The 20634-nt window shown below is 70.2% G+C and carries 18 protein-coding genes; 8 read left to right on the top strand and 10 right to left on the bottom strand.

The window, feature by feature from the left end; translation table 11 throughout:
* The first annotated feature begins 28 nt into the window (after positions 1–28).
* The gene (locus EOD42_RS06975) at positions 29–988 is read left to right on the top strand and encodes a tripartite tricarboxylate transporter substrate binding protein (RefSeq protein WP_240655027.1); all 960 of its coding nucleotides are present in this window, start codon (positions 29–31) and stop codon (positions 986–988) included.
* A gap of 258 nt (positions 989–1246) precedes the next feature.
* Here the strand turns inward: EOD42_RS06975 and EOD42_RS06970 are convergent, their stop codons facing one another.
* Positions 1247–2974, bottom strand: coding sequence for a GMC family oxidoreductase (locus EOD42_RS06970; RefSeq protein ID WP_206020282.1), 1728 nt, complete (start codon positions 2972–2974; stop codon positions 1247–1249).
* A gap of 189 nt (positions 2975–3163) precedes the next feature.
* Between EOD42_RS06970 and EOD42_RS06965 the strand changes: the two genes are divergently transcribed.
* Entirely contained in the window at positions 3164–5218 is a 2055-nt protein-coding gene (locus EOD42_RS06965) for a TonB-dependent receptor (RefSeq protein WP_127786789.1), read from the top strand.
* Between the two features lie 265 nt (positions 5219–5483).
* On the opposite strand, the gene hisS is transcribed toward EOD42_RS06965, so the two are convergent.
* Positions 5484–6722 carry a histidine--tRNA ligase gene (gene hisS, locus EOD42_RS06960; protein ID WP_240655025.1) on the bottom strand — a complete coding sequence of 413 codons (1239 nt, stop codon included), beginning with the start codon at positions 6720–6722 and terminating at the stop codon, positions 5484–5486.
* A 63-nt stretch (positions 6723–6785) separates the two neighbouring features.
* Between hisS and EOD42_RS06955 the strand changes: the two genes are divergently transcribed.
* From EOD42_RS06955 to EOD42_RS06935, 5 genes are all read left to right on the top strand, one after another.
* On the top strand, positions 6786–8837 hold the full coding sequence (locus EOD42_RS06955) for a protein-disulfide reductase DsbD family protein (RefSeq protein WP_127786788.1): 2052 nt from the start codon (positions 6786–6788) through the stop codon (positions 8835–8837).
* A 36-nt stretch (positions 8838–8873) separates the two neighbouring features.
* On the top strand, positions 8874–9494 hold the full coding sequence (locus EOD42_RS06950) for a redoxin family protein (protein ID WP_240655021.1): 621 nt from the start codon (positions 8874–8876) through the stop codon (positions 9492–9494).
* A gap of 33 nt (positions 9495–9527) precedes the next feature.
* Complete coding sequence (locus EOD42_RS06945; protein WP_127786786.1) at positions 9528–10415, top strand: LysR family transcriptional regulator; 888 nt, start codon at positions 9528–9530, stop codon at positions 10413–10415.
* A 101-nt stretch (positions 10416–10516) separates the two neighbouring features.
* Complete coding sequence (locus EOD42_RS06940; RefSeq protein ID WP_127786785.1) at positions 10517–10909, top strand: DoxX family protein; 393 nt, start codon at positions 10517–10519, stop codon at positions 10907–10909.
* A 38-nt stretch (positions 10910–10947) separates the two neighbouring features.
* On the top strand, positions 10948–11751 hold the full coding sequence (locus EOD42_RS06935; RefSeq protein ID WP_127786784.1) for a DUF72 domain-containing protein: 804 nt from the start codon (positions 10948–10950) through the stop codon (positions 11749–11751).
* 3 nt (positions 11752–11754) lie between these two features.
* Here the strand turns inward: EOD42_RS06935 and EOD42_RS06930 are convergent, their stop codons facing one another.
* Positions 11755–12018 (bottom strand): DksA/TraR family C4-type zinc finger protein, encoded by a 264-nt coding sequence (locus EOD42_RS06930; RefSeq protein WP_127786783.1) that lies wholly within the window; start codon positions 12016–12018, stop codon positions 11755–11757.
* A gap of 65 nt (positions 12019–12083) precedes the next feature.
* Positions 12084–13073, bottom strand: coding sequence for a Bug family tripartite tricarboxylate transporter substrate binding protein (locus EOD42_RS06925; RefSeq protein ID WP_127786782.1), 990 nt, complete (start codon positions 13071–13073; stop codon positions 12084–12086).
* Positions 13074–13227: 154 nt separating this feature from the next.
* On the opposite strand from EOD42_RS06925, the gene EOD42_RS06920 reads away from it, so the two are divergent.
* Complete coding sequence (locus tag EOD42_RS06920) at positions 13228–14181, top strand: Gfo/Idh/MocA family protein (RefSeq protein ID WP_127786781.1); 954 nt, start codon at positions 13228–13230, stop codon at positions 14179–14181.
* A 134-nt stretch (positions 14182–14315) separates the two neighbouring features.
* Here EOD42_RS06920 and EOD42_RS06915 read toward each other — a convergent pair whose 3' ends face one another.
* The 6 genes from EOD42_RS06915 to EOD42_RS06890 form a co-directional block, all read right to left on the bottom strand.
* A complete protein-coding gene (locus EOD42_RS06915) occupies positions 14316–15188 on the bottom strand; it encodes a glycosyltransferase family 2 protein (RefSeq protein ID WP_127786780.1) in 873 nt (290 codons plus the stop codon).
* Positions 15185–16036, bottom strand: coding sequence for a glycosyltransferase family 2 protein (locus EOD42_RS06910; protein ID WP_127786779.1), 852 nt, complete (start codon positions 16034–16036; stop codon positions 15185–15187). The genes EOD42_RS06915 and EOD42_RS06910 overlap by 4 nt, the downstream gene beginning before the upstream one ends.
* Positions 16033–17130 carry a glycosyltransferase gene (locus EOD42_RS06905; RefSeq protein WP_127786778.1) on the bottom strand — a complete coding sequence of 366 codons (1098 nt, stop codon included), beginning with the start codon at positions 17128–17130 and terminating at the stop codon, positions 16033–16035. Before EOD42_RS06905 ends, EOD42_RS06910 begins: the two co-directional genes overlap by 4 nt.
* 79 nt (positions 17131–17209) lie before the next feature.
* The gene (locus EOD42_RS06900) at positions 17210–18202 is read right to left on the bottom strand and encodes a glycosyltransferase family 4 protein (RefSeq protein ID WP_127786777.1); all 993 of its coding nucleotides are present in this window, start codon (positions 18200–18202) and stop codon (positions 17210–17212) included.
* Positions 18199–19707 carry a flippase gene (locus EOD42_RS06895; protein WP_127786776.1) on the bottom strand — a complete coding sequence of 503 codons (1509 nt, stop codon included), beginning with the start codon at positions 19705–19707 and terminating at the stop codon, positions 18199–18201. Before EOD42_RS06895 ends, EOD42_RS06900 begins: the two co-directional genes overlap by 4 nt.
* A 97-nt stretch (positions 19708–19804) precedes the next feature.
* Positions 19805–20515 (bottom strand): sugar transferase, encoded by a 711-nt coding sequence (locus EOD42_RS06890; RefSeq protein ID WP_206020280.1) that lies wholly within the window; start codon positions 20513–20515, stop codon positions 19805–19807.
* Positions 20516–20634 lie beyond the last annotated feature (119 nt).

Below are 20634 nucleotides of genomic sequence, written 5' to 3'. Positions count from 1 at the left end.
AAGTCAGAAAAACCCGCCGAGGATGTCCATGAACGTAACGCGCCGTGCCCTGGCCGCGCTGCCCCTGGGGCTTGCCGCTCCCGCTTTCGCCCAGTCGGGCTTTCCCAACGCCCCCATCCGGCTGATCTGCCCCTGGGGCGCGGGCGGCACCACGGATGTGCAGATGCGCGCGTTGGCCGACCAGGTTTCCCGCCGCATCGGCCAGCCGGTGGTGGTGGAGAACCGCGCGGGTGCGGGCGGCGTGCTGGGTGCGCAGGCGCTGCTCTCGGCCCGGCCCGACGGCTACACGATCAGCCAGATCCCCATCAGCGTGTTCCGCCAGCCCCTGCTGAACAGCCGCGCGCTGTTCGACCCGCTGACGGATTTCACCTACATCTCCCACATCTCCGGCTATCTGTTCGGCACGGTGGTGCGCCCCGATGCGCCCTGGAACAGCATGCAGGATCTGGTGGCCTATGCACGCGCCAATCCGGGCAAGCTGACCTATGGCACGCCGGGCGTCGGCAGTTCCCTGCACCTGACGATGGAGCTGATCGCCCAGCGCGCCGGCATCGAATGGGTGCATGTGCCCTTCCGTGGCTATGCCGAGAATGCGCAGGCGCTGCTGGGGCGGCAGATCGACATCGTGGCCGACAGCTCCGGCTGGGCGCCGGCGGTGATGGACGGGCAGATGAAGCTGCTGGCCACCTGGGGCGCGGAGCGCGCCAAGCGCTTCCCCAACACGCCCACCCTGAAGGAAAGCGGCATCGACGTGGTCTCGGCCAGCCCCTATGGGCTCGCGGGGCCGAAGGGCATGGACCCGGCCGTGGTGCGCACGCTGGACCAGGCCTTCCGCGCGGCGACCATGGACCCCAGGCATATCGAGATCCTGGACCGCTACGACATGGCGCCGATGCCGATGAACACGGACGAATATACGAGCTTCGTGCGGCGGACGATGGATGAGGAACGGGCGCTGATTCAGCGTCTCGGGCTTCGACTGTCTTAAGGCGGGGCCTTGCCCCGGGCCCCAGCAAGGGGCCCTGCCCCTTGCATCCCCGCCAGGACCGTAGCGGCCCTGGACCGCGAGGAGTTTGGCACCGCACCCTACCAAGGTTTTTCTTGTTGATATTGATAATGAAAATGGCGCCCGACCTGCGCAGGTAAGGCGCCAAGCTATGATCAGGTCCAGGAGATATTATCTCCTGGCGGGGCTCCAAGGGGCAGAGCGCCTTGGTCGGGGTGTCGGGGGCAAAGCCCCTGACTTCTACCCCTCCGCCCGTATCCCCGCCGCCATCTTCTCCGCCGTCATCAGCGTGGGAAAATTCGTGTTGGCGCTCGGCACAAAGGGAAACACCGAGGCATCGCACACGCGCAGCCCCGGCGTGCCGTGCACGCGCCCGGCGCTGTCGGTCACGGCCATCGGGTCGTCCTCGCGGCCCATGCGGCAGGTGCAGCTGACATGCCATTGCCCGGTGGCATTGGCGCGAACAAAGGCTTCCAACCGATCGTCGTCGCCCAGCAACTGGCCGATGGGCGGCCCTTCCGTGATGAAGGCATGCACGGCCGCACGGTGGATGGGCCCGGGCAGTTCCAGGATGGGCGCCAGCAGGCGCGTCATGATGTCGTTCTTCAGCCCCCGCACGGCCACCTTGCGCACGGCCTCGTTATAGACGGCCGGAAAGGCATAGCGGATGGCCCCGCGCAGGCTGGGCAGCGCGTGCCACAGCGCGATGCGGCGCAGCGCGTCCATCAGCCGCTCGGCATCGCGCGCATCCGACAGCAGGTTGAGGTTCACCTCCGGATGCTCGGTCGCGTCGGCCGAGCGGATGCGCACGCTGCCCTGGCTGTAGCTGCGGTTGACCCAGGCCTGGATGGCCCCCAGCCGGGCGCCGACGGCGTGCCAGGAGGGGCGCGCGATCGCCAGCGCGAACATGTCGCCCCCCGCGATGCCCGGCAGGCCGGAGGACCAGCGCACCCCCGCGTGGATGTTGCGCTGGGTCAGCGCGCCCGGCATCCGGCTTTCGGCCGGCAGCAGGGCGGCCATGCCCATGGTCGGGTGCTCCTGCAGGTTGCGGCCCACGCCGGCGCGGTGGTTGCGCGTGGCGATGCCGTGCGGCGCGAAATCCGCGGGGTCGCCGATGCCCTGGCTCTGCAGGAAGGCGGGTGAGCGGATGGCCCCCATGGACAGGATGATGTCGCGCCGCGCCTCCAGCCGGCGCTCGGCACCATCGGGGGCGCGCAGACGCACCGCCACCGCCCTGCCCGCCTCATTGAAATCCAGCCCCAGCGCCTGGTGCCGCGCCAGGATGGTCAGGTTGGGCCGCGCGCGCACCGCCTCGGTCAGATAGCCCATGGCGGCCGAGACGCGGTGGTCGGCCGCCGCATTGGCCGTGGTCAGCGCGAACCAGCCGTCGCGGAAGTCCCCGTTCTGGTCCGGCAGGTAGGGCAGGCCCGAGGCCTCCCACGCCGCGGCCGCCGCGCGGCTGTAGCCGGGCCAGCTATCGCGCGGGATGCGCCGCACCGGGATGGGGCCCTGGCCGCCATGCAGCGGCGTCTCCCCGAAATCGAGGTCCGTCTCCAGCCGGCGGAAGAAGGGCAGCACCTCCTCCCAGCTCCAGCCCGCCGCACCCTCGCGTGCCCAGTCGTCGTAATCGCTGGGCACGCCCCGGTTGCCGAGCTGGCCGTTGATGGAGCTGCCCCCGCCCATCACCCGCGCCTGCTCATAGCTGCGGGGCTTCGGGCCCTCACCGGGCTGGTTGTGCGGGCGGTGCGGCAGCGTGACCTTCAGCCCGCGCCACAGGAAATCCGGGTTGTAGACGGCGTGGCCATGGTAGCTCAGCCGGATATCGGCCGGCACGGCATCCGGCGGCGTGTCGGGCCCGGCCTCGACCAGGCAGACACGGCGCCCCGGGTCCTCCGACAGGCGCGCGGCCAGTACCGAGCCCGCGGAGCCGCCCCCGCAGATCACATGGTCGAACAGGTTCTCGGACAAGCGCCGCTTCCTCGTGTCGTTCTTCTTGGCCGCGAGCATGGCACCCGCGCCCGCGCGCGGCCAAGCGCGATTTGCCCGCTTGACGGATCGCAGCCGAGCCTTTCGAATAAACCATTGAAAACAAACAATTATCTGAAGAGGTGTAAAGCTGTGCGGGCATTGAACCTATACATATGTAGGCCTGTTCAGATGTTGGTGCTGGCGCTGCCCATGCCCGCCCTGGCGCAGGAGGCCGCAAGCTTCGCAGAACTGCCGGAGCTGGTGGTGGAAACCGCCCGCGCCGCCGCCAGCCGCACCGGGCAGGACCCGGGCTCGGGCGCCTCCGTCACGCGCTTCGGGCGTGAGGAAATCCAGGCCCTGCCCCAGGGTGAGGCCGCGACACTGAACCAGGTGCTGCTCTTCGCGCCAGGCGTGGTGCAGGAGGCAGCGGGCGACCTGCATGTGCGCGGCGACCACCGCAACCTGCAGTACCGCATCGAGGGCATCGCCATCCCCGAGGGCATCAGCGGCTTCGGCGCGCTGCTGGAAGGGCGCTCGGTCTCCTCCGTCTCTCTCGTCACGGGCGCCCTGCCCGCGCAATACGGCCAGCGCACGGCCGCCGTGGTGGATATCCGGCTGCGCGACGGACTGACCGACCCGGGCGGCAGCATCGGCATCTCCGGCGGGTCCAACGGGTTGATCCAGCCCGGCGCCAGCTACGGCGGCGCCGCCGGCGGCCTGCGCTATTTCATGAGCGGCAACCTGCTGTTCAGCGACCGGGGGCTGGAAAACCCGACCGGCAGCGCGTCCTCCCTGCATAACGAGACCCGGCAGGGCCGCGGGGTGGTGCAGCTTTCCTATCCCGTCACCGACACCACCCGCGCCATCCTGATCGCGGGCACGGTGCAACAGCGCTTCCAGATCCCGAACATCGCGGGCCAGCCCGCCGCCTATTCCGTGCTGGGCAACACCATGTTCGACAGCGGGGCCCTGCGATCCCGCCAATGGAACCGCAGCCATTTCGCCATCGCCGGCGCGCGCTATGAAAGCGGCCCCTGGGAGGCGGTGCTGGCGCTGAACCTGCGCCAGACCTCGCTCAACTACCTGCCGGATGTGCAGGGAGAGCTGCTGGGCGGCGGCGTCGCCTCACGCGTACTGCGGCAGAACCTGTCGATCGGCGCCCAGGGCGACGTGACCTGGCGGCTGAACGAGGCGCACACCCTGCGCGCCGGCTTCACCGCCAGCCACGACATCACCCGCAACGCCAGCGACAACACCGTGCTGCCCCTGAGCGGCCCCGACACCCCCTATACGATCAGCGAGCGCGGGCGCATCGCCTCACGCCTGTTCGGCCTCTATGCGCTCGACGAGTGGCGCCTGACGCCCGATCTGACGCTGAACCTGGGCGCGCGCTTCGACCACATGGACCAGCAGGTGACGGCCAGCCAGCTGTCGCCCCGGGCCTCCCTGGTGTGGCAGGCGACGGAAAAGACCAGCGTCTCCCTCGGCTACGCCCGCACTTTCACCCCCGCCCCCGCCGAGCTGCTCGCCCTGCCCGCCCTCGCGCGCTACGCCGGCAGCACCCTGCAGCCGGAGGTGTTCCGCAACGACCCGGTGCGGCCCGAACGCGCGCACTACATCAACCTGGGCATCCGCCACCGCCTGAATGAGGAAGTGACGCTGGGCGTGGAGCTGTATCACCGCACCGTGCGGGACATGCAGGACCTGGGCCAGTTCGGCCGGGCGCTCGTGTTCAGCCCCTACAACTACCAGCGCGGCCGGGCGCATGGCGTGGAGTTCTCGGCCGGCTGGCGGCGCGGCTCCCTCTCGGCCCAGGCCAGCCTCGCCATCTCCCGCTCCGAAGGGCGCGGGCTGATCTCCAGCCAATATGTCTGGAGCGCCGCCGAACAGGCCCAGGTCGCGAGCAAATACGTCCGCACCGACCACGACCAGCTCATCACCGGCTCCGCCGGCGCCAGCTGGCAAGGCTGGGAAGGCGGCACCGTGAACGCCAGCCTGCTCTACGGCAGCGGCATGCGGCGGGGCTTCGCGAACAGCCAGTCCGTCACGCCCTATGTCACGGTCAACCTGGGCGTCAGCCACCGCTTCACCCTGCCGCGCGCCGGGCAATGGGTGGCACGGCTGGACGTGATCAACCTGTTCGACCGACGCTACATGCTGCGCGACGGCACCGGCATCGGCGTGGGCGCGCCGCAATACGGCCTGCGCCGCGCCGTGCTGGCAGGGCTGAGCACGGAGTTCTGAGGGCGCGCGCCGGGGCTTTGCCCCGGGCCCCACCAAAGGGCTCCGCCCTCTGGACACCCGCCAAGGGTCGTAACGACCCTTGGAACCCATGAGTTATCTGAAAGTGTGGGGAAGGGGCTCAGAACACGCATGGGGCCGTAGCGCGCTCGGCGCCCCTTCCCCAAACTTTCAGCTCCCGGTTTCCAAAGGCCTTTCGGCCTTTGGCGGGGTGCAGGGGCAGAGCCCCTGCGCGGGGGACCGGGGGCAAGGCCCCCGGAGCACGCCCTCACCCCCCGAGCGCAGCCACCGCCGCGTCTTCGCTGACGGCGCGCTGTTCGCCGCTGTCCAGGTCTTTCAGCTGGATGGCGCCGGCTTCGTCCACGAACAGGGCGGCGCGCGCGTTCTGGCGGTTGGCGCGTTCCATCCGGCGCTTGAGGTTGCCGCGATAGCCGATCTCGGCGGTGATGCCCGCCTGGCGCAGCTTCTGGATCAGGGCCAGGGCCGGGGTTTCGGCGGCGTCGCCCTGCGGGATGACGGCCACGGGGCGCGGCGGCTGCGGGTTGTTGCCCACCACTTCCATCAGCAGGGACAGCCGTTCCATGCCGGCCGCCCAGCCGACCGAGGGGGTGGCGGGGCCGCCCATTTCCTCGACCAGGCCGTTGTAGCGCCCGCCGCCCATCACGGTGCCCTGGGCGCCCAGGCGGTCGGTCACGAACTCGAAGGCGGTGTGGCTGTAGTAGTCCAGGCCGCGCACGATGCGCGGGTTGCGGCGGAAGGGCACGCCGAACTGGGTCAGGTACTTCTGCACCGCCTCGAAGAAGGCGGCGGCTTCGGGCGTGAGGTAGGCGTCGATGGTGGGCGCGGTGGCCACGATCGCGCGGTCGCCTTCGTCCTTGCTGTCCAGGATGCGCTGGGGGTTCTTTTCCAGCCGCAGCTTGCTGTCGTGGGAGAGCTTGTCGGCCTGGGCCGAGAAATGCTCGACCAGGGCCGCGCGATAGGCATCGCGGCTGGCGTCGTCGCCCAGCGTGTTGATTTCCAGCACCACGCCGTCGGCCACGCCCAGCCGGTTCAGGATCTGCCAGCCGCAGGCGATCACCTCGGCATCGGCCAGCGGCTCGGCGGCGCCCAGCACCTCGATGCCGATCTGGTGGAACTGGCGGTAGCGGCCCTTCTGCGGGCGTTCGTAGCGGAACATGGGGCCCGCGTAGAACACCTTCTGCGGCAGGGTCTGGGTCAGGCCGTTGGAGACGAGGGCGCGGCAGACGCCGGCGGTGCCTTCGGGGCGCAGGGTGATGCTGTCGCCGCCGCGGTCCTCGAAGCTGTACATCTCCTTCGAGACGACGTCCGAGGTGTCGCCCAGGCCGCGCGCGAACACGCCCGTATCCTCGAAGATGGGGGTGAACCACTCCTCGAAGCCATAGAGCCCGGCGGTATGGCGCGCGGTCTCGGCCACATGGTGGTGGCGGCGGGCATCCGCGCCAATGAGATCGCGCGTGCCGCGCACCGGTTGCATCTTGCTGCTCATGTCCGGGCTATGGCGCGGATTTTGGCGCTTGTCATCCCGGTGCGCGGCAGCACATTAAGGCGCATGCTTCGTGCCCTGCCGCTTCTTGCCCTCGCGCTGACTGCCGCGCTGCCCGCCCGCGCGGCCGAGGCACCGCGCGTCAGCTCCCCCCGGGCCAGTGTCACGATCATCAGCGAGGACGCGGCGGTGGCCCCCGGCCGGCCGTTCCGCCTGGCGCTGCAGCAGGACCTGACGGCGGGCTGGCATACCTACTGGACCAATCCGGGCGACGCCGGCAGCCCGCCCGAGGTGACCTTCACCCTGCCCGAGGGTGCCTCCGCCGGCCCGCTGCAATTCCCCGCGCCGCACCGCATCCCCTACGGGCCGCTGATGAATTTCGGCTATGAGGGCCAGGCGCTGTTCCCGGTCACGCTGACCGTGCCCCCTGATGCCCGCCCCGGCGAGACCATCACCATCTCGGCCGAGGCCACCTGGCTGGTGTGCGAGCGCGTCTGCATCCCCGAGGAAGGCAGCTTCACCCTGACCCTTCCGGTCGAGGCCGCCCCCCGCCCCGAGCCCGAGACCGCCAGCCGCTTCGCCGCCGCCGATGCCGCCCTGCCGCGCGAGGCCCCCTTCCAGGTGCGGCTGGGCTTCGAGGGGCGCGGCGGCGCCATCGAGATCGCGGGCCCCGGCATCGCCCCGGGCGCCGTGCGGGAGGCCGCCTTCTTCCCCACCACCGAGCAGCTGATCGACAACCCCGCCCCGCAGGAGATGTCGCTGCGCGATGGCGCGTTGCGGCTTTCCCTGACGCGGGGTCTGGGCGATGTGCCGGCCCGGGTGGACGGCATCGTGACCATCACCGACGCGCAGGGGGTGCGCGGGGCCTATCTGGTCTCGGCCACGCCGGGGCCCGTGCCTTCGGCCGCCGCCGGGCTGCCGCTGTGGCAGGCCGTGCTGTTCGCGGCGCTGGGCGGGCTGATCCTGAACCTGATGCCCTGCGTGTTTCCCATCCTGGCCATGAAGGCACTGGGCCTGGCCCGCATGTCGGGTGCCGCGCGCGGTGAGATCCGCGCCCATGCCGCCAGCTATACGGCGGGGGTGGTGCTCAGCTTCGTGGCGGTCGGCGGGGCGCTGCTCGGGTTGCGGCTGGCCGGCGGCGTGGCGGGCTGGGGCTTCCAGTTCACCTCGCCGGTCTTCGTGGCCTGCATGGCCTGGCTGATGCTGGCCGTGGGCCTCAACCTGTCGGGCGTGTTCCATGTGGGCGGGCCGGTCTCGGCCGGCCAGGGGCTGGCCGGCAAGGGCGGGCATGCCGGCAGCTTCTTCACCGGCGCGCTGGCCGTGCTGGTCGCCACCCCGTGCACCGCGCCCTTCATGGCGGCGGCGCTGGGCGCGGCCATGGCGATGCCGCCTGTCGCCATGCTGTCGGTCTTCGCCGCCATGGGGCTGGGCATGGCCCTGCCCTACGCATTGATCGGGCTGCTGCCGGGCATCGCGCAGCACTTCCCGCGCCCGGGCATGTGGATGGAATACCTGAAACAGGGGCTGGCCTTCCCGATGTACGGCGCGGCCGCCTGGCTGGCCTGGGTGCTGGCGGAGCAGTCGGGTGCCACAGGCGTGCTGGCGGTGCTGGTGGGCGGCGTGCTGGTGGGCTTCGCCGCCTGGGCGCTGGGTATCGCGCAGCGCGCGGGCGGCAGCTGGGTCGGCCGGGGGCTGGCGCTGCTGGCGTTGGCCGGGGCCGCCGCGCTGCTGCCCCGCCTGGCCGACGCGCCTTCCCCCACCGCCACCGCCGCCGCGCATGGGGAGCCCTGGTCGGCCGACCGCGTGGCCGCCCTGCGGGCCGAGGGCAAGCCCGTCTTCGTGAACCTGACGGCGGCCTGGTGCATTTCCTGCAAGGTGAACGAGCGCGTGGCGCTGGACACCACCGCGACGCTCGCGGCCTTCGAGGCCCGCGGCGTGACGCGCCTGACCGGCGACTGGACGCGCGGCGACCCCGCGATCACATCCGTGCTACGTGAGCATGGGCGCGAGGGGGTGCCGCTCTATATCTTCTATCCCGCGGGCGGCGGCGCCCCCGTGGTGCTGCCGCAGATCTTGACCGAGGGAATGCTGCTGCGGCTCGTCGGCGCCCAGACATAGACACACGACACGACAACCGGAGACCAGAAGATGCTGATGTCACGTCGCACCACCCTGGCCGCTGGGCTTGCCTTGCCAGCTGCTGCCATTCCCTTTGCCGCGCATGCCACCGTGGCGCCCGGAACCCAGGCCCCCGACTTCACCCTGCCCGACCAGGACGGCACGGCGCGCAGCCTTTCCGCGCTGCGCGGCCGCACGGTCGTGATCCAGTGGGAAAACTTCGAGTGCCCCTTCGTGCGCAAGCACTACACCAGCAGCAACATGCAGAACCTGCAGCGTGAGGCCGCGGCCAAGGGCATCACCTGGATCTCCATGGCGTCCTCGCCCGAAGGGGAGCAGGGCCATGTCACCGGTGCCCGCGCCAGGGAACTGACTGCGAGCCGCCAGGCGGCCCCGGCCTTCGTGCTGCTGGACCACCGCTCGGTCGCCGCCCGGGCCTATGGCGCGACCGTGACGCCCCAGATCATCGTGATCGATGCGCAAGGCATCATCCGCTACAACGGCGCGATCGACAGCATCCGCTCCACCCGCGTCGAGGATGTGGCCCGCGCCGAGACCTGGGCGAAGGACGCGATGATCGCGGTTTCCGAGGGGCGGGCCCCGGCGCGGGCCTCCACACCGCCCTATGGCTGCGCGATCAAGTACATCGACGCCTGACGCCCCGCCCAACGGGGGCTATAGGTCGCGGGCATGATGACCGCCCGCGACATCGAGATCTTCCGCGCCGTGATGCAGTGCCGCACGCTGCGCGCGGCCGCGGAGTATCTCGGCGTGTCCCAGCCCGCCCTCTCCAAGGCCGTGCGCCATTGCGAGGACCGGCTGGGCTTTTCCCTGTTCCAACGCCTGGCCGGCCGCCTGGTGCCGACCGCCGAGGCCGAGACCCTGCTGCCGGAAGCCGAGCGGCTGCATGCCGAGCTGCAGGGCTTCAAATCCTTCGCGCGTGACCTGGGCAGCCATCGCGGCGGGCTGCTGAGGCTCGGCGCCTCCTCATCCCTGGCGGTCACGGTGGTGCCGCGCGCGGTGGCGATGCTGCGCGCCGAGCGCCGCTCCGCCCGGTTGACCGTGCATCTGCTGCCGGTGCGCGAACTGGCCGAGGCGCTGCTGGCGCGGCGGCTGGATGTCGCGCTCTCCCTCACCCCGCTGTCCTTGCCGGGGCTGACGACGGAGCGTGTGGCCAGCACGACCTGCGTGGTGCTGCTGCCGGCGGGGCATCGGCTGGCCGGCGAGGCCGTGCTGCGCCCCAGCCTGCTGGCCGGTGAGCCCGAGATCGGCTTCGCCGGGTGGCAGGATTTCGGCCAAAGCGTGGAGGCCGCCTTCGCGCAGGAGGGGGTCGACAGGCAGTTGTCGGTGGAGGTAGGCAGCGCCGTCACGGCGGTGGCGATGGTGCAGGAGGGGCTGGGCTATGCCATCCTCGACGGGCTGGTGCGGATGCGCCTGCCGGAAGGCGTGGTGGCACGCCCCTTCCTGCCTGAGGTGCGCCGCGACATCACGCTGATGCACAGCCAGGAATCGCCCCTGCTGCATCGGCTGAGGGAGCTGCTGCCGCCATTGTGCGCCGCGATTGAGACGCAGTCGTAATATACACAACTGAAATAACATCGAAACTGTAACCGGGTAACATGGCGTTAAGAATCGCCGCTAAAGGCGGTTCGCGACATCACCCGGAGCGCTTCAACCTCATGAACCGTATTTTCGCCTCTGGCGGCCCCCTGGCGCTGAGCCTGCTTCGCCTCATGTCGGGCCTGCTTCTGCTGCAGCACGGCACGCAGAAGATGCTGGGCTTCCCCGCCGCCTATCCCCGCCCCATCGAGTTCGGCTCGCTCACGTGGTTCTCGGGCGTGATCGAACTGGTCTGCGGCATCCTGATCGCGGCGGGGCTGTTCACCCGGCCGGCGGCCTTCCTGGCCTCGGGCTTCACGGCGGTGGCCTATTTCATGGCCCATGCGCCCAGGGGCTTCTACCCGATCCTGAACGGCGGTGAGCTGGCGGCCCTCTACAGCTTCGTCTTCCTGTATCTGAGCCTGGTGGGCGGCGGGCCGATCAGCCTGGATGCCAAGCTGCGCAACAAGTAACGCCTGCGCGGGGCCGCGCTTCATGGCATGATGGCGCCATGAACGCAGCCTCGCCCACCATCCGCACCGGCATCGGCGGATGGACCTATGAACCCTGGCGCGGGGTGTTCTACCCGCCCAGGCACCCGCAGAAGCGGGAGCTGGAATACGCCGGCCGCCAACTGGCCACGATCGAGATCAACGGCACCTTCTACGGCAGCCAGAAACCCGAGAGCTTCCGCGCCTGGCACGACCAGACGCCGGATGATTTCGTCTTCTCGCTGAAGGCCCCGCGCTTCGCGACCAACCGCCGCGTGCTGGCGGAGGCCGGCGATTCCATCCGCCGCTTCATCGAGAGCGGGGTGACCGAGCTGAAACAGAAGCTAGGCCCCATCAACTGGCAGTTCGCCCCCACCAAGGCCTTCGACGCCGCCGATTTCGGCGCCTTCCTGGCCCTGCTGCCGCAGCAGGCCGAAGGGTTGCCGCTGCGCCATGCGGTGGAGGTGCGGCATGACAGCTTCCGCTGCCCGGCCTTCATCGATCTGGCGCGCGAGCATGGCGTGGCCATCGTGATGGCGGCCGACAGCCAATACCCGCAGATCGCGGACCAGACGGCCCCCTTCGTCTATGCCCGCATCATGGGCACGCAGGAGGGTGAGGAGAAGGGCTATCCGGAGCAGGCGCTGGACGCCTGGGCAGGGCGCGCGAAGGACTGGGCGGCCGGCCGCGCGCCGGAGGGGCTGGACTATGTCGGCAAACCCGAGGCCGGCAAGCCGCGCGACGTGTTCCTGTATGTCATCAGCGGCCACAAGGTGCTGAACCCCGCGGCCGCCATGGCCATCGCGGAGAAGGTGGCGGGCTGACCGCTACTTCAGCTGGCTGTCCTTGCTGCCCCGGCGGTTGATGCCGAAGCTGGCCGGCCGGCTGTCCCGCACTGCCTGGCAGTCCACGCAGGTCCGCACGCCGCCGATGGCCCGGCGCCGGGCCTCGGGAATGGGCTCACCGCATTCGACGCAGTGGGTGCTGCCCTCCCCGGCCGGTATCGCGGCGCGGGCCCGCAGCACGCCATCCGTCACCGTGTCGTCGATCTGGTCCTGCACCGCCCCGTCCGGGGCCCATCCCGTCGCCATGCGCGTCGCCCTTGCCGCAGAGCGTCAGAGATGGGGAAGCAATGGCCCCGGTCCAAGAACCCCGCTCAGTCCGCCCGGGCGCCGCTGGCACGCACCAGCGGCGTCCAATAGGCGATCTCGCTGCGCAGGAATTCCTCGAAGCGGGCGGGGTTGTAGCCGCGCATGGGCGGCAGGCCCATCTCATTGTCCAGGCGGCGGGTGATCACGGGGTCCGCCATGGCGGCCTGGGTGGCCTCCGCCAGCTTGGCGCGGATGGGTTCCGGGGTGCCCGCGGGGCCGAACAGGCCGAACCAGGAATAGGCCTTGTAGTCGGGCAGCCCGGCCTCGACGATGGTGGGCACGTCGGGCAGCACCGAGGAACGCTCACGCGTCGCCATCACCAGCGCCTTCAGCGCGCCCGTGTCGGTATGGGGCTTGATCAGGCCCGGTACGTCGATGGTGGCGTCGATCACGCCGCCCAGCAGATCGTTGAACACCGGCCCGCTGCCGCGATAGGGCACATGGGTGGCCTGGGTGCCCGTCATCTGCAGGAAGCCCACCCAGGAGATATGGCCCGAGCTGCCGTTGCCCGCCGTGCCGTAGCTGTAGCGGTTGGGGCTCGCCTTCAGCAGCGCGATGAACTCCTGCAGCGTGTTCACCGGCAGTTCCTTGCGCACCACCAGCGCCAGCGGCGCCAACACGCAGGGCGTCACGCAGGCGAGATCCCGCACCGGGTCATAGGGCAGGCGCGAGTACAGCCCCATGGCGAGCGCCGTGTTGGAGACGGAGCCCATGACGAAGGTGTAGCCGTCCGGCGCGGACTTCACGACATAGTCCATGCCCGCCGTGCCGCCGGCGCCGGGGCGGTTCTCCACCACCACCGGCTGGCCCAGGATCTCGGTCAGCTTCTGGGCGATAATGCGCGCGCTGACATCGGTGGCGCCGCCGGCCGCGAAGGGCACCACGACCTTGATCGGGCGGTTCGGCCAATTCTCCTGCGCGCGGGCCAGGCCCGGCAGGGCGAGGCTGCCGGTAAGCCCCGCCAGAACATGGCGACGGGAGGGGGCGATGGTCATGGAAATCTCCGGCTCATTCATTTCAGTGAAATCTAACCGAGGCCAGATTGTCTAACAATCAGTCAGGATGCCCCGATATGCCTTCTCCCCGCCCGCATTGGCGCCGGGGCGGGCAGGCTGTAGCCTCCGCGCGCATTTCTCCGGGAGATTCGGCATGGCGGTGGCACTGGGCATCATCGGCCTCGGCATCATGGGTGAGCGGCTGCTGCGCGCGGCGCTGAACCACGACCAGGCGGTGATCCGCCCCGTCGCGGTCTGGGACCCGGCACCGGGCGCGGCCGAGAAGCTGGCCGGCATCGCGCCCAACCTGCCGCTGATGGCCAGCGCCCAGGCCGTGATCCAGGCCTGCGATGCGCTGTATGTCGCCTCTCCGCCGTCATCGCATCTGGAACATGCCGGCGCCGCCTTCGCGGCGGGGCGCTCGGTATTCCTGGAAAAGCCGCTGGCCGCCGATGTCGCGGCCGCCCGCGCCTTCGTCACGGCGCATGCGGCCGAACGCGCCGGGGTGAACTTTCCCATGGCGTCCTCCCCGGCGGTGGCGCAGCTGACCGCCTGGCGGCAGGAGCTGGGCGCGCCGAAATCCCTCAGCATCGCCGTGCGTTTCGGGAAGTGGCCGCGCGGCTGGCAGCACGGCGCGGCCGGCTGGCTGGCCAAGCGCGCCGAGGGCGGCTTCACGCGTGAGGTGCTGTCCCACTTCCTGTTCCTGACGCGCCGCCAGCTGGGCGCGCTGGACCTGCGGGAGCACGAGGCCACCTTCCCCCCCGGTGACGGCAGCGAGCTGGCGATCAGCGCGACGCTGTCGGCCGGCGGCGTGCCCGTCAGCATCACCGGCGACGTCGGCCAGATCGCCGAGGATGAGTTCAACGAATGGCGGCTGGAATGCGAGGGCGGCACCATCCGCCTGCGCAACTGGTCCATCGCGGAAAGGCTGGGCCCCGACGGCTTCGCCCCCGCCCCCGACGCGCTGCCGAACGAGAAGATGCGCCCGATGGTGCTGCAGGGCCAGCTGAACAAGCTGGCGGCACTGACCAAGGGCGAGGCGCAGAACCTGGCGACGCTGCGGGAAGCGCTGGAGGTGCAGGAAGTCGTGGAAAGGATTTTGGGTTAAAGGATTCTTCTTTTTCTGAAGAAAAAGAAGCAAAAAGACTTTTCGAGTTTGGCGCGCCGGAAGACAACCCTTCGGCGCGACACCAAAAAGCTAAAAGTTTTTTGGTTCTTTTTTACAAAAAAGAACGATTACTATTATAGCTCACTGATCCTGCCCGGATGCGCCTGCCCGGTCAGCACATGCCACAGCCCGCGCAGATTGCCCTGGAAGCGCCCCCAGCGATCCACTTCCGGTTCCGGCCGCAGCGACTTCAACCCGTTGATCAGCAGATGCCGTCCCGCGCTGCGCAGCGCGTGGGACCACGGGTAGCTGCCCTTGCGCGCCAGGTAGATGGAATTCACCACCTGGCTGTAGCCCAGCTTCCTGCCCGGGGTGCGGCCCACCTTGGCGCCCATATGCACGCCGCGCGCGCCCGCCAGGCGGCGGATCGTGCCGTAGGGCAGCAGGCGGCGGGTGAAATCCAGGTCCTCATACCAGCCATAGGCCGGCAGCGCCTCGTCGAAGCGCAGGCCATGGGCGCGCACGGGCGCCATGCGGACGGCCATGTTGCAGCCATAGCCGTTGAAATGCGGGATGGTGGCCAGCGGGTCGGCGGGTGCGGTGTCGGCGGCCAGGAAGGCGCGGCCTTCCTCCACCGTGATGCCCGGGCCCTTGGCGCCATCGGCGATGACCGTGCCGGTGGCGACCACGCAATCGGGTTCACGCTGCATCACCTCCTCCAGCACCGCCAGCCATTCGGGGGCACAGAGGAAGTCATCATCGAGGAACAGGATCACGTCCGCGTCGGGCGAGGCGTCCATGATGGCGTTGCGCTGGCGCGTCAGCCCCACGGGGCCCGAGATGATGCGCACGCCGGGGAAGCGTTCCGCGATGCCGGCCACATCCTCGGGGCCCACGGGGCAGATCACGATCGCCTCGGGCGGGCGGGTCTGGCGGTCCAGCTCGGCCAGCACCTCGGCCAGGATGGCCGGGCGGCCGCGGGTGGCGATGCCGATGGTGATGTTCATGCCGCGCCGTCCAGACCGGGCTGCGCGCGGAAACCCGCCAGACGCCCCCGGAAGGTCTGCCAGTAATAGCCCGCATGGTGCCTGCGCCCGCGCAGCAGAGACACCGCAACCCCCACCAGCGGCCGCCAGAAGAAGGCGAACCACGTCATGAAGGGCGGCCGATGCCGGGCCAGCACCACGCCCAGACCGGCGCCATAGGTATAGGCGCGCGCGGTGGCCACGTCGGTCAGGCGCTTGTCGGGGTGGATGACCTCCAGCGGGCGCTCGTACCAGCAGCGATGGCCGGCGGCGATGGCACGCGCGACCAGGTCATTGCCCTCGGCGCTGCCATAGACGCTGCCGGGGCCGAGCTTCTCGTCGAAGCCGCCGAGCGCCACGGCCACGCCGCGCTTCAGCCACAGATTGAATTCGATGACGCTGGTCCAGACGTTGCGCAGCGTGATGGGCGCGCTTTCCGGCTGCCAGCGGCCGGAGCCGAGCCCCCCGGCGGGTGAGGCGGAAGGCCCGGTCAGCACATCGGCGCCCTCATGCTCCATGGTGCGCGCCACCTTGGACAGGGTGCCGGGCGGCAGGATGCAGTCATCGTCCGGGAAGGCGACCACATCGCCCCCTGCCCGGCCCAGCCCCAGGTTGCGGGCGGCATTGGCATGCGGGCGCGGGGTGCGGATGTGGATGATCGGCAACCGCTTCTCATAGGCAGCGACCACCGGGGCCACCCGGTTGTCCTTGTTCTGGTCGACGATGATGATCTCCACGTCCGGCCAGGCCTGGGCCAGCACGCTGTCGAGCAGCACGGCGATATCGGCGTCGCGCCCCATGGTGGCGACGACGAGGGAAAAGCGCGTCATGACCCCACCATGGCCTGCAATGCCTCACGGAATCCCTGCTCCGAGAAGCGCTCGGCATTGGCGCGGCAGGCCTCGGGCGCGATGCCGGGGCCGGCCAGGAACTCCCGCACCGCAGCCTGGATGGCGGGCACGGATTGTTCGCGGAACAGCAGCCCCGTCTCGCCCGGCTGCACGATGTCCACGGCGCCGCCCTTGCCATAGGCGATGAGCGGCGTGCCCGCCGCCTGGGCCTCGACCATCGCGATGCCGAAATCCTCCTCGGCGGCGAAGACGAAGGCGCGGGCGGATTGGGTCAGGCCGATCAGCTCCCCGCGCGACACCCGGCCCAGCACATGCACGTTCTGCGCGCCGGCGGCCGCCGCCCGCACGCGCGGGCCGGAGGGGCCGTCGCCCGCCACTTTCAGCACCAGGTCCGGCATGCCGGCGAAGGCCTCGACCACCAGCTCCACGCGCTTGTAGGGCACCTGGCGGGAAGCCACGAGGAAATGCCCCGCCTTGTCCCGCTGCATCGGGAAGCCGTCGAGGTCGACCGGCGGATGCAGCACGCCCGCCTCGCGGCCCCAGGCCTTGCGGATACGCTCCGCGATATAGGTGGAATTGCCCAGCAGCACGTCCGGGCGGGCAGCGCTCGCCTGGTCCCACATGCGCAGCTTGTGCAGCAGCCAGCGCGTGTAGAGCGACTTCAGCCCCCGCGTCAGCCCGGCCTCGCGCAGGTACTGGTGCTGCAAATCCCAGGCATAGCGCATGGGGGAATGGACGTAGCTGATATGCCGCTGCCCCGGCCCGGTGATAGCGCCCTTGGCCACCGCATGCGAGGAGGACAGCACCACGTCATAGCCCGACAGATCGAACTGCTCGACCGCGATGGGCATCAGCTGCAGGTAGTTGCGGAAGCGCTTCCGCGCGAAGGGCATGCGCTGGATGAAGCTGGTGCGCGGCACCCGGCCGTTGAGGAAGCCGCGCTCATTCTCGGGCAGGAAGTCGCACAGCGCGAACAGATCGGCCTCGGGGAAGGCGATCAGCATCTGCTCCAGCACGCGTTCGGAGCCGGCGTAGCTGTCGAGCCATTCATGGACGATGGCTATTCTGGTCATGTCGTGCCCTCAGGCGCCGGGCGGGAAGGGCATGTGGGCGCCGCCGGCCGTGCTGCGGCCGGGAAGATCATCATGGTCATCACGCTTCCTCCGCCAGGGCCAGCACCTGCCGCGCGGCCTCGGGCCAGGAATAGGCTTGTGCCCGACACCGGCCGGTGGATGCCATGGTTTCGCGCAGGCCGGGCTCGGTGATCAGGCGCTCCAGCTGGGCGCGTATGGTCTCGGGCGCATCGGCCTGGAACCACAGCGCGGCATCGCCGCAGACCTCGGGCACGGCGCCGGCGGCACTCGCCAGCACCGGGCAGCCGCACCACATCGCCTCCAGCGGGGGAATGCCGAAGCCCTCATAGCGGCTGGGGAACAGCAGGCAGAGCGCGTTCTCATACAGTGCGCGCAGTTCGGCATCGCTCACGCGACCCAGCGGGCGGGCGGCCTCGGCACCCTGGGCGCGGAACACGCTGGCATCGCGCGCACCGGCGAGCGCCAGTGCCATGCCGTGCTGCTCCAGCAGGGCGGCGGCGCCTTCCAGCGCGGCGAGGTTCTTGTGCGCGGCGCGGGTGCCGACGGCCAGCGCATAGCGGCCCGGCTCCAGCCCGTGTTTCGCCAGCACGGCGGTATCGGCCTGCTGGCGCAGGATATGCTCGCCGCCCTCGGGCACGACGCCGAAGCGGCTTTCCGGCACGCCGAGGGCCAGCGCCAGCCGCGTGCGGGAGAAGTTGCTGACCGTGATCAGCCGCGACCCGTTTCGCGCCAGCCCCCAGTGCAGCGTGCGGTACCAGAGGCGAAAGGCCGCCGAATAGCTCTCGGGCGTGTCGAACACGCCCGCGTCATGGATCACCACCGCCTGGCGCCCGCGGCGGATCAGCGGCGCGGTGTTGCCCAGGTTCAGCAGCAGCCCGCCGCGCGCGGCGCCGGGCAGCGACAGCTGCTCCCAGGCCTGGCCGCGCAGGCGGCCGCTGGGGGTCAACACCTGCGCGCCGGGCAGATGCGCCGCCACCTCGGCGGCGAAGCGCTGCACGCCGGTCATCGCCTGGGTGGTGTAGCGGCCGTTGACGAACAGGGTTTGGTTCATGCCCGCATCAATCCCCGCCAGCCGCGCGGGTTGCGCAGGGCCAGCCTTTCCTCGGGTTCCAGCGCGCGCCAGCACAGCGCCAGCAGCGCCACGCCACCCACCGCCAGGATGATGGCCTTGGCCGTCCAGCTATCCGCCGAGGTCAGCAGCCCCAGCGTGGCGCCCGCCACCAGCAGCGGCGGCACCAGGGAGCGGATGGCCGTGCCGGCCTTGGGATACAGCCAGCTGACGAAGAACATCTTTCCCAGCGCATCCACCACCACGCGCAACGCCCAGGCCAGGGCGGCGCCCTGGATGCCGGCCAGCATCAGCGCGCCCGCTGACAGCGGCATGAACACCACCACCTGCACCAGCACGAAACGGGCGGTCACATCGGGGCGGCCCATCGCCTCCAGCAGCGCGTTGGGGGCATAGGCGAAGCAGGAGAACAGCCCGCCCACCGCCAGCACCGCCAGCACCTGCCCGCCGCCATCGGCCATCTCCCGGCCCAGCCACAGCCACAGGATCTCATGCCCGGCCCCAGCCAGGATGGCGGCGGCCGGAAACACCAGCAGCAGGATCAGGATCCCGCCCCGGCGCAGCAGCGCGGCCGTCGCGATCGGCAGGCTGGCATAGGCGCTGGCCATGGCCGGCAGCAGCGCCTGAGAGACGGCGACCGGCAGGATCCATAGCCGCATCACCAGGTCGAGCGGCGTGGCGTAATAGGCAACCGCCGTCAGCGTCACCAAGGCACCGATCAGGAAGCGATCCGCGTAGAGCAGCGCCTGGCCCGTGACGGAGGCGAAGGTGATCCAGCCGCCGAGCTTCAGCAGCGGCGCGGCCAGCCGAAGCTCCGGCAGGCCATGCCACAGGGTCGGCAGGTCCCGCCTGACCAGCCAGGTATAGGTCACGGTGTTGACGGCGCGGCAGGCCACCAGCGTCCACATCACGCCCGACAGGTCATCCCAGGCCAGCAGCGCCAGCACCGGACCCAGATAATACATCAGGTTGACCGGCACCGTGACGAGGTTGGCCGCCGCGAAACGCTGATAGGCCGCCATCACGCCCCACAGCGCCGCATTCACCACCACCAGCGGAATGGCGAGCGCCAGCACGCGGATCGCGGCCGCGGCCTCCGGGCGCATCGCCTCGGGCACGTTCAGCGCATGGGTGACGATGCCGGGCACCGCGAACCACAGCCCGGCCGTGACCAGCACCGAGACCCCGCCCAGCGCCGCGATGCCGGCCCGCACGAGGGAGGCCTGCTGCTCGGCCGTGTGGTCGTGCATGCGCGCGGAGAGGGTGCGCGTCAGGGCCGGGCCCACGCCCAGGTCCAGCACGCCCATCACCCCCACCATCGCCAGCGCCAGGGTAAAGAGGCCCCATCGCTCCACGCCCATCAGGCGGAGCAGCACGGGCGTCAGCAGAAGGGCGATGAGAAGGGGAAGCCCCCTGCCCAGCGCGTTCCACACCACGCCGGAAAAGAGCCTTCCGGCCCCGGCGCGTGTGGCGGCATCCGTCGTCATGACGGCTTCCTACAGCTTTTTCGGGGGAAGTCTTAGCCCCCGGGGGTGAAACCCCCGAGGGAAAGGCGGGTCCCTGGACCGCGCCCTTGCGGGATCTTCAGACCGCGCCCTTCCGGGCCAGCACCACGGCGGGGGTGCGCAGCAGGATCTTGACGTCCGACCAGACCGACTGGTTGGCCGCATAGTCCACATCGAGCGCCACGCGCTGGGCGTAGCTGCAGTCGGAGCGGCCGCTGACCTGCCACAGGCCGGTGATGCCGGGGCGGACGGAGGCATAGAGCGAGGTGGCCGGGCCATAATAGGTGGCCAGCTCCGTCGCGGTGACGGGGCGGGGGCCGACCAGGCTCATCTCACCGCGCAGCACGTTGAGCAGCTGCGGCAGCTCATCCAGCGAGGTCTTGCGCAGGAAGCGGCCGACGGCGGTCACGCGCGGGTCGTTGCGCAGCTTGCGGCTGGCTTCCCACTCGATGCGGGCCACGGGGTCGCTGGCCAGCAGCGCCTTCAGGCGCGCGTCGCTGTCGATCACCATGGAGCGGAACTTCAGGCAGCCGAACATGCGGCCGTCCTGGCCGACGCGCTGGTGGCCATAGAAGGCCGGGCCGCCGTCACGGCGGACCAGGAAGGTCAGCACCAGGAAGACCGGGGCCAGCAGCACCAGCAGGGCGCCGGCGCCGATAACATCCATCGCGCGCTTCACCGCGGCGCCAAAGGGGGAATGGCCGGGAACGGCGGGCAGCGCGACCGCGGGGGTCTGACGCGCCAGCGTCTCGGGGGAAATGGAGGCAGAAAAGGTATCGAGGCCAGGCATGGCTACCAATCCGGTTCCTTGAAACGCCAGGGTGAGGGGCGACCTGGCATGATCCATTTGGGGGAAGTAACGGGCGCCCGCGTGGTGGAGTTGGGGCAAAATTGTGGCAGGCAACATTT

Origin of the sequence: Rhodovarius crocodyli (assembly GCF_004005855.1) — a bacterium.
Taxonomy (GTDB): domain Bacteria; phylum Pseudomonadota; class Alphaproteobacteria; order Acetobacterales; family Acetobacteraceae; genus Rhodovarius; species Rhodovarius crocodyli.
This window is presented reverse-complemented; position numbering and strand designations above follow the sequence as displayed.

What these genes read in the sequence shown, in the direction of transcription:
- EOD42_RS06965 (WP_127786789.1), top strand. Translation starts at nt 3,164, where the DNA reads ATGTTGGTGCTGGCGCTGCCCATGCCCGCCCTGGCGCAGGAGGCCGCA.
- EOD42_RS06890 (WP_206020280.1), bottom strand. Translation starts at nt 20,515, where the DNA reads ATGCCTGGCCTCGATACCTTTTCTGCCTCCATTTCCCCCGAGACGCTG.
- EOD42_RS06955 (WP_127786788.1), top strand. Translation starts at nt 6,786, where the DNA reads ATGCTTCGTGCCCTGCCGCTTCTTGCCCTCGCGCTGACTGCCGCGCTG.
- EOD42_RS06895 (WP_127786776.1), bottom strand. Translation starts at nt 19,707, where the DNA reads ATGACGACGGATGCCGCCACACGCGCCGGGGCCGGAAGGCTCTTTTCC.
- EOD42_RS06935 (WP_127786784.1), top strand. Translation starts at nt 10,948, where the DNA reads ATGAACGCAGCCTCGCCCACCATCCGCACCGGCATCGGCGGATGGACC.
- EOD42_RS06975 (WP_240655027.1), top strand. Translation starts at nt 29, where the DNA reads ATGAACGTAACGCGCCGTGCCCTGGCCGCGCTGCCCCTGGGGCTTGCC.
- EOD42_RS06910 (WP_127786779.1), bottom strand. Translation starts at nt 16,036, where the DNA reads ATGACGCGCTTTTCCCTCGTCGTCGCCACCATGGGGCGCGACGCCGAT.
- EOD42_RS06905 (WP_127786778.1), bottom strand. Translation starts at nt 17,130, where the DNA reads ATGACCAGAATAGCCATCGTCCATGAATGGCTCGACAGCTACGCCGGC.
- EOD42_RS06900 (WP_127786777.1), bottom strand. Translation starts at nt 18,202, where the DNA reads ATGAACCAAACCCTGTTCGTCAACGGCCGCTACACCACCCAGGCGATG.
- EOD42_RS06950 (WP_240655021.1), top strand. Translation starts at nt 8,874, where the DNA reads ATGTCACGTCGCACCACCCTGGCCGCTGGGCTTGCCTTGCCAGCTGCT.
- hisS (WP_240655025.1), bottom strand. Translation starts at nt 6,722, where the DNA reads ATGAGCAGCAAGATGCAACCGGTGCGCGGCACGCGCGATCTCATTGGC.
- EOD42_RS06940 (WP_127786785.1), top strand. Translation starts at nt 10,517, where the DNA reads ATGAACCGTATTTTCGCCTCTGGCGGCCCCCTGGCGCTGAGCCTGCTT.
- EOD42_RS06930 (WP_127786783.1), bottom strand. Translation starts at nt 12,018, where the DNA reads ATGGCGACGGGATGGGCCCCGGACGGGGCGGTGCAGGACCAGATCGAC.
- EOD42_RS06920 (WP_127786781.1), top strand. Translation starts at nt 13,228, where the DNA reads ATGGCGGTGGCACTGGGCATCATCGGCCTCGGCATCATGGGTGAGCGG.
- EOD42_RS06945 (WP_127786786.1), top strand. Translation starts at nt 9,528, where the DNA reads ATGATGACCGCCCGCGACATCGAGATCTTCCGCGCCGTGATGCAGTGC.
- EOD42_RS06925 (WP_127786782.1), bottom strand. Translation starts at nt 13,073, where the DNA reads ATGACCATCGCCCCCTCCCGTCGCCATGTTCTGGCGGGGCTTACCGGC.
- EOD42_RS06915 (WP_127786780.1), bottom strand. Translation starts at nt 15,188, where the DNA reads ATGAACATCACCATCGGCATCGCCACCCGCGGCCGCCCGGCCATCCTG.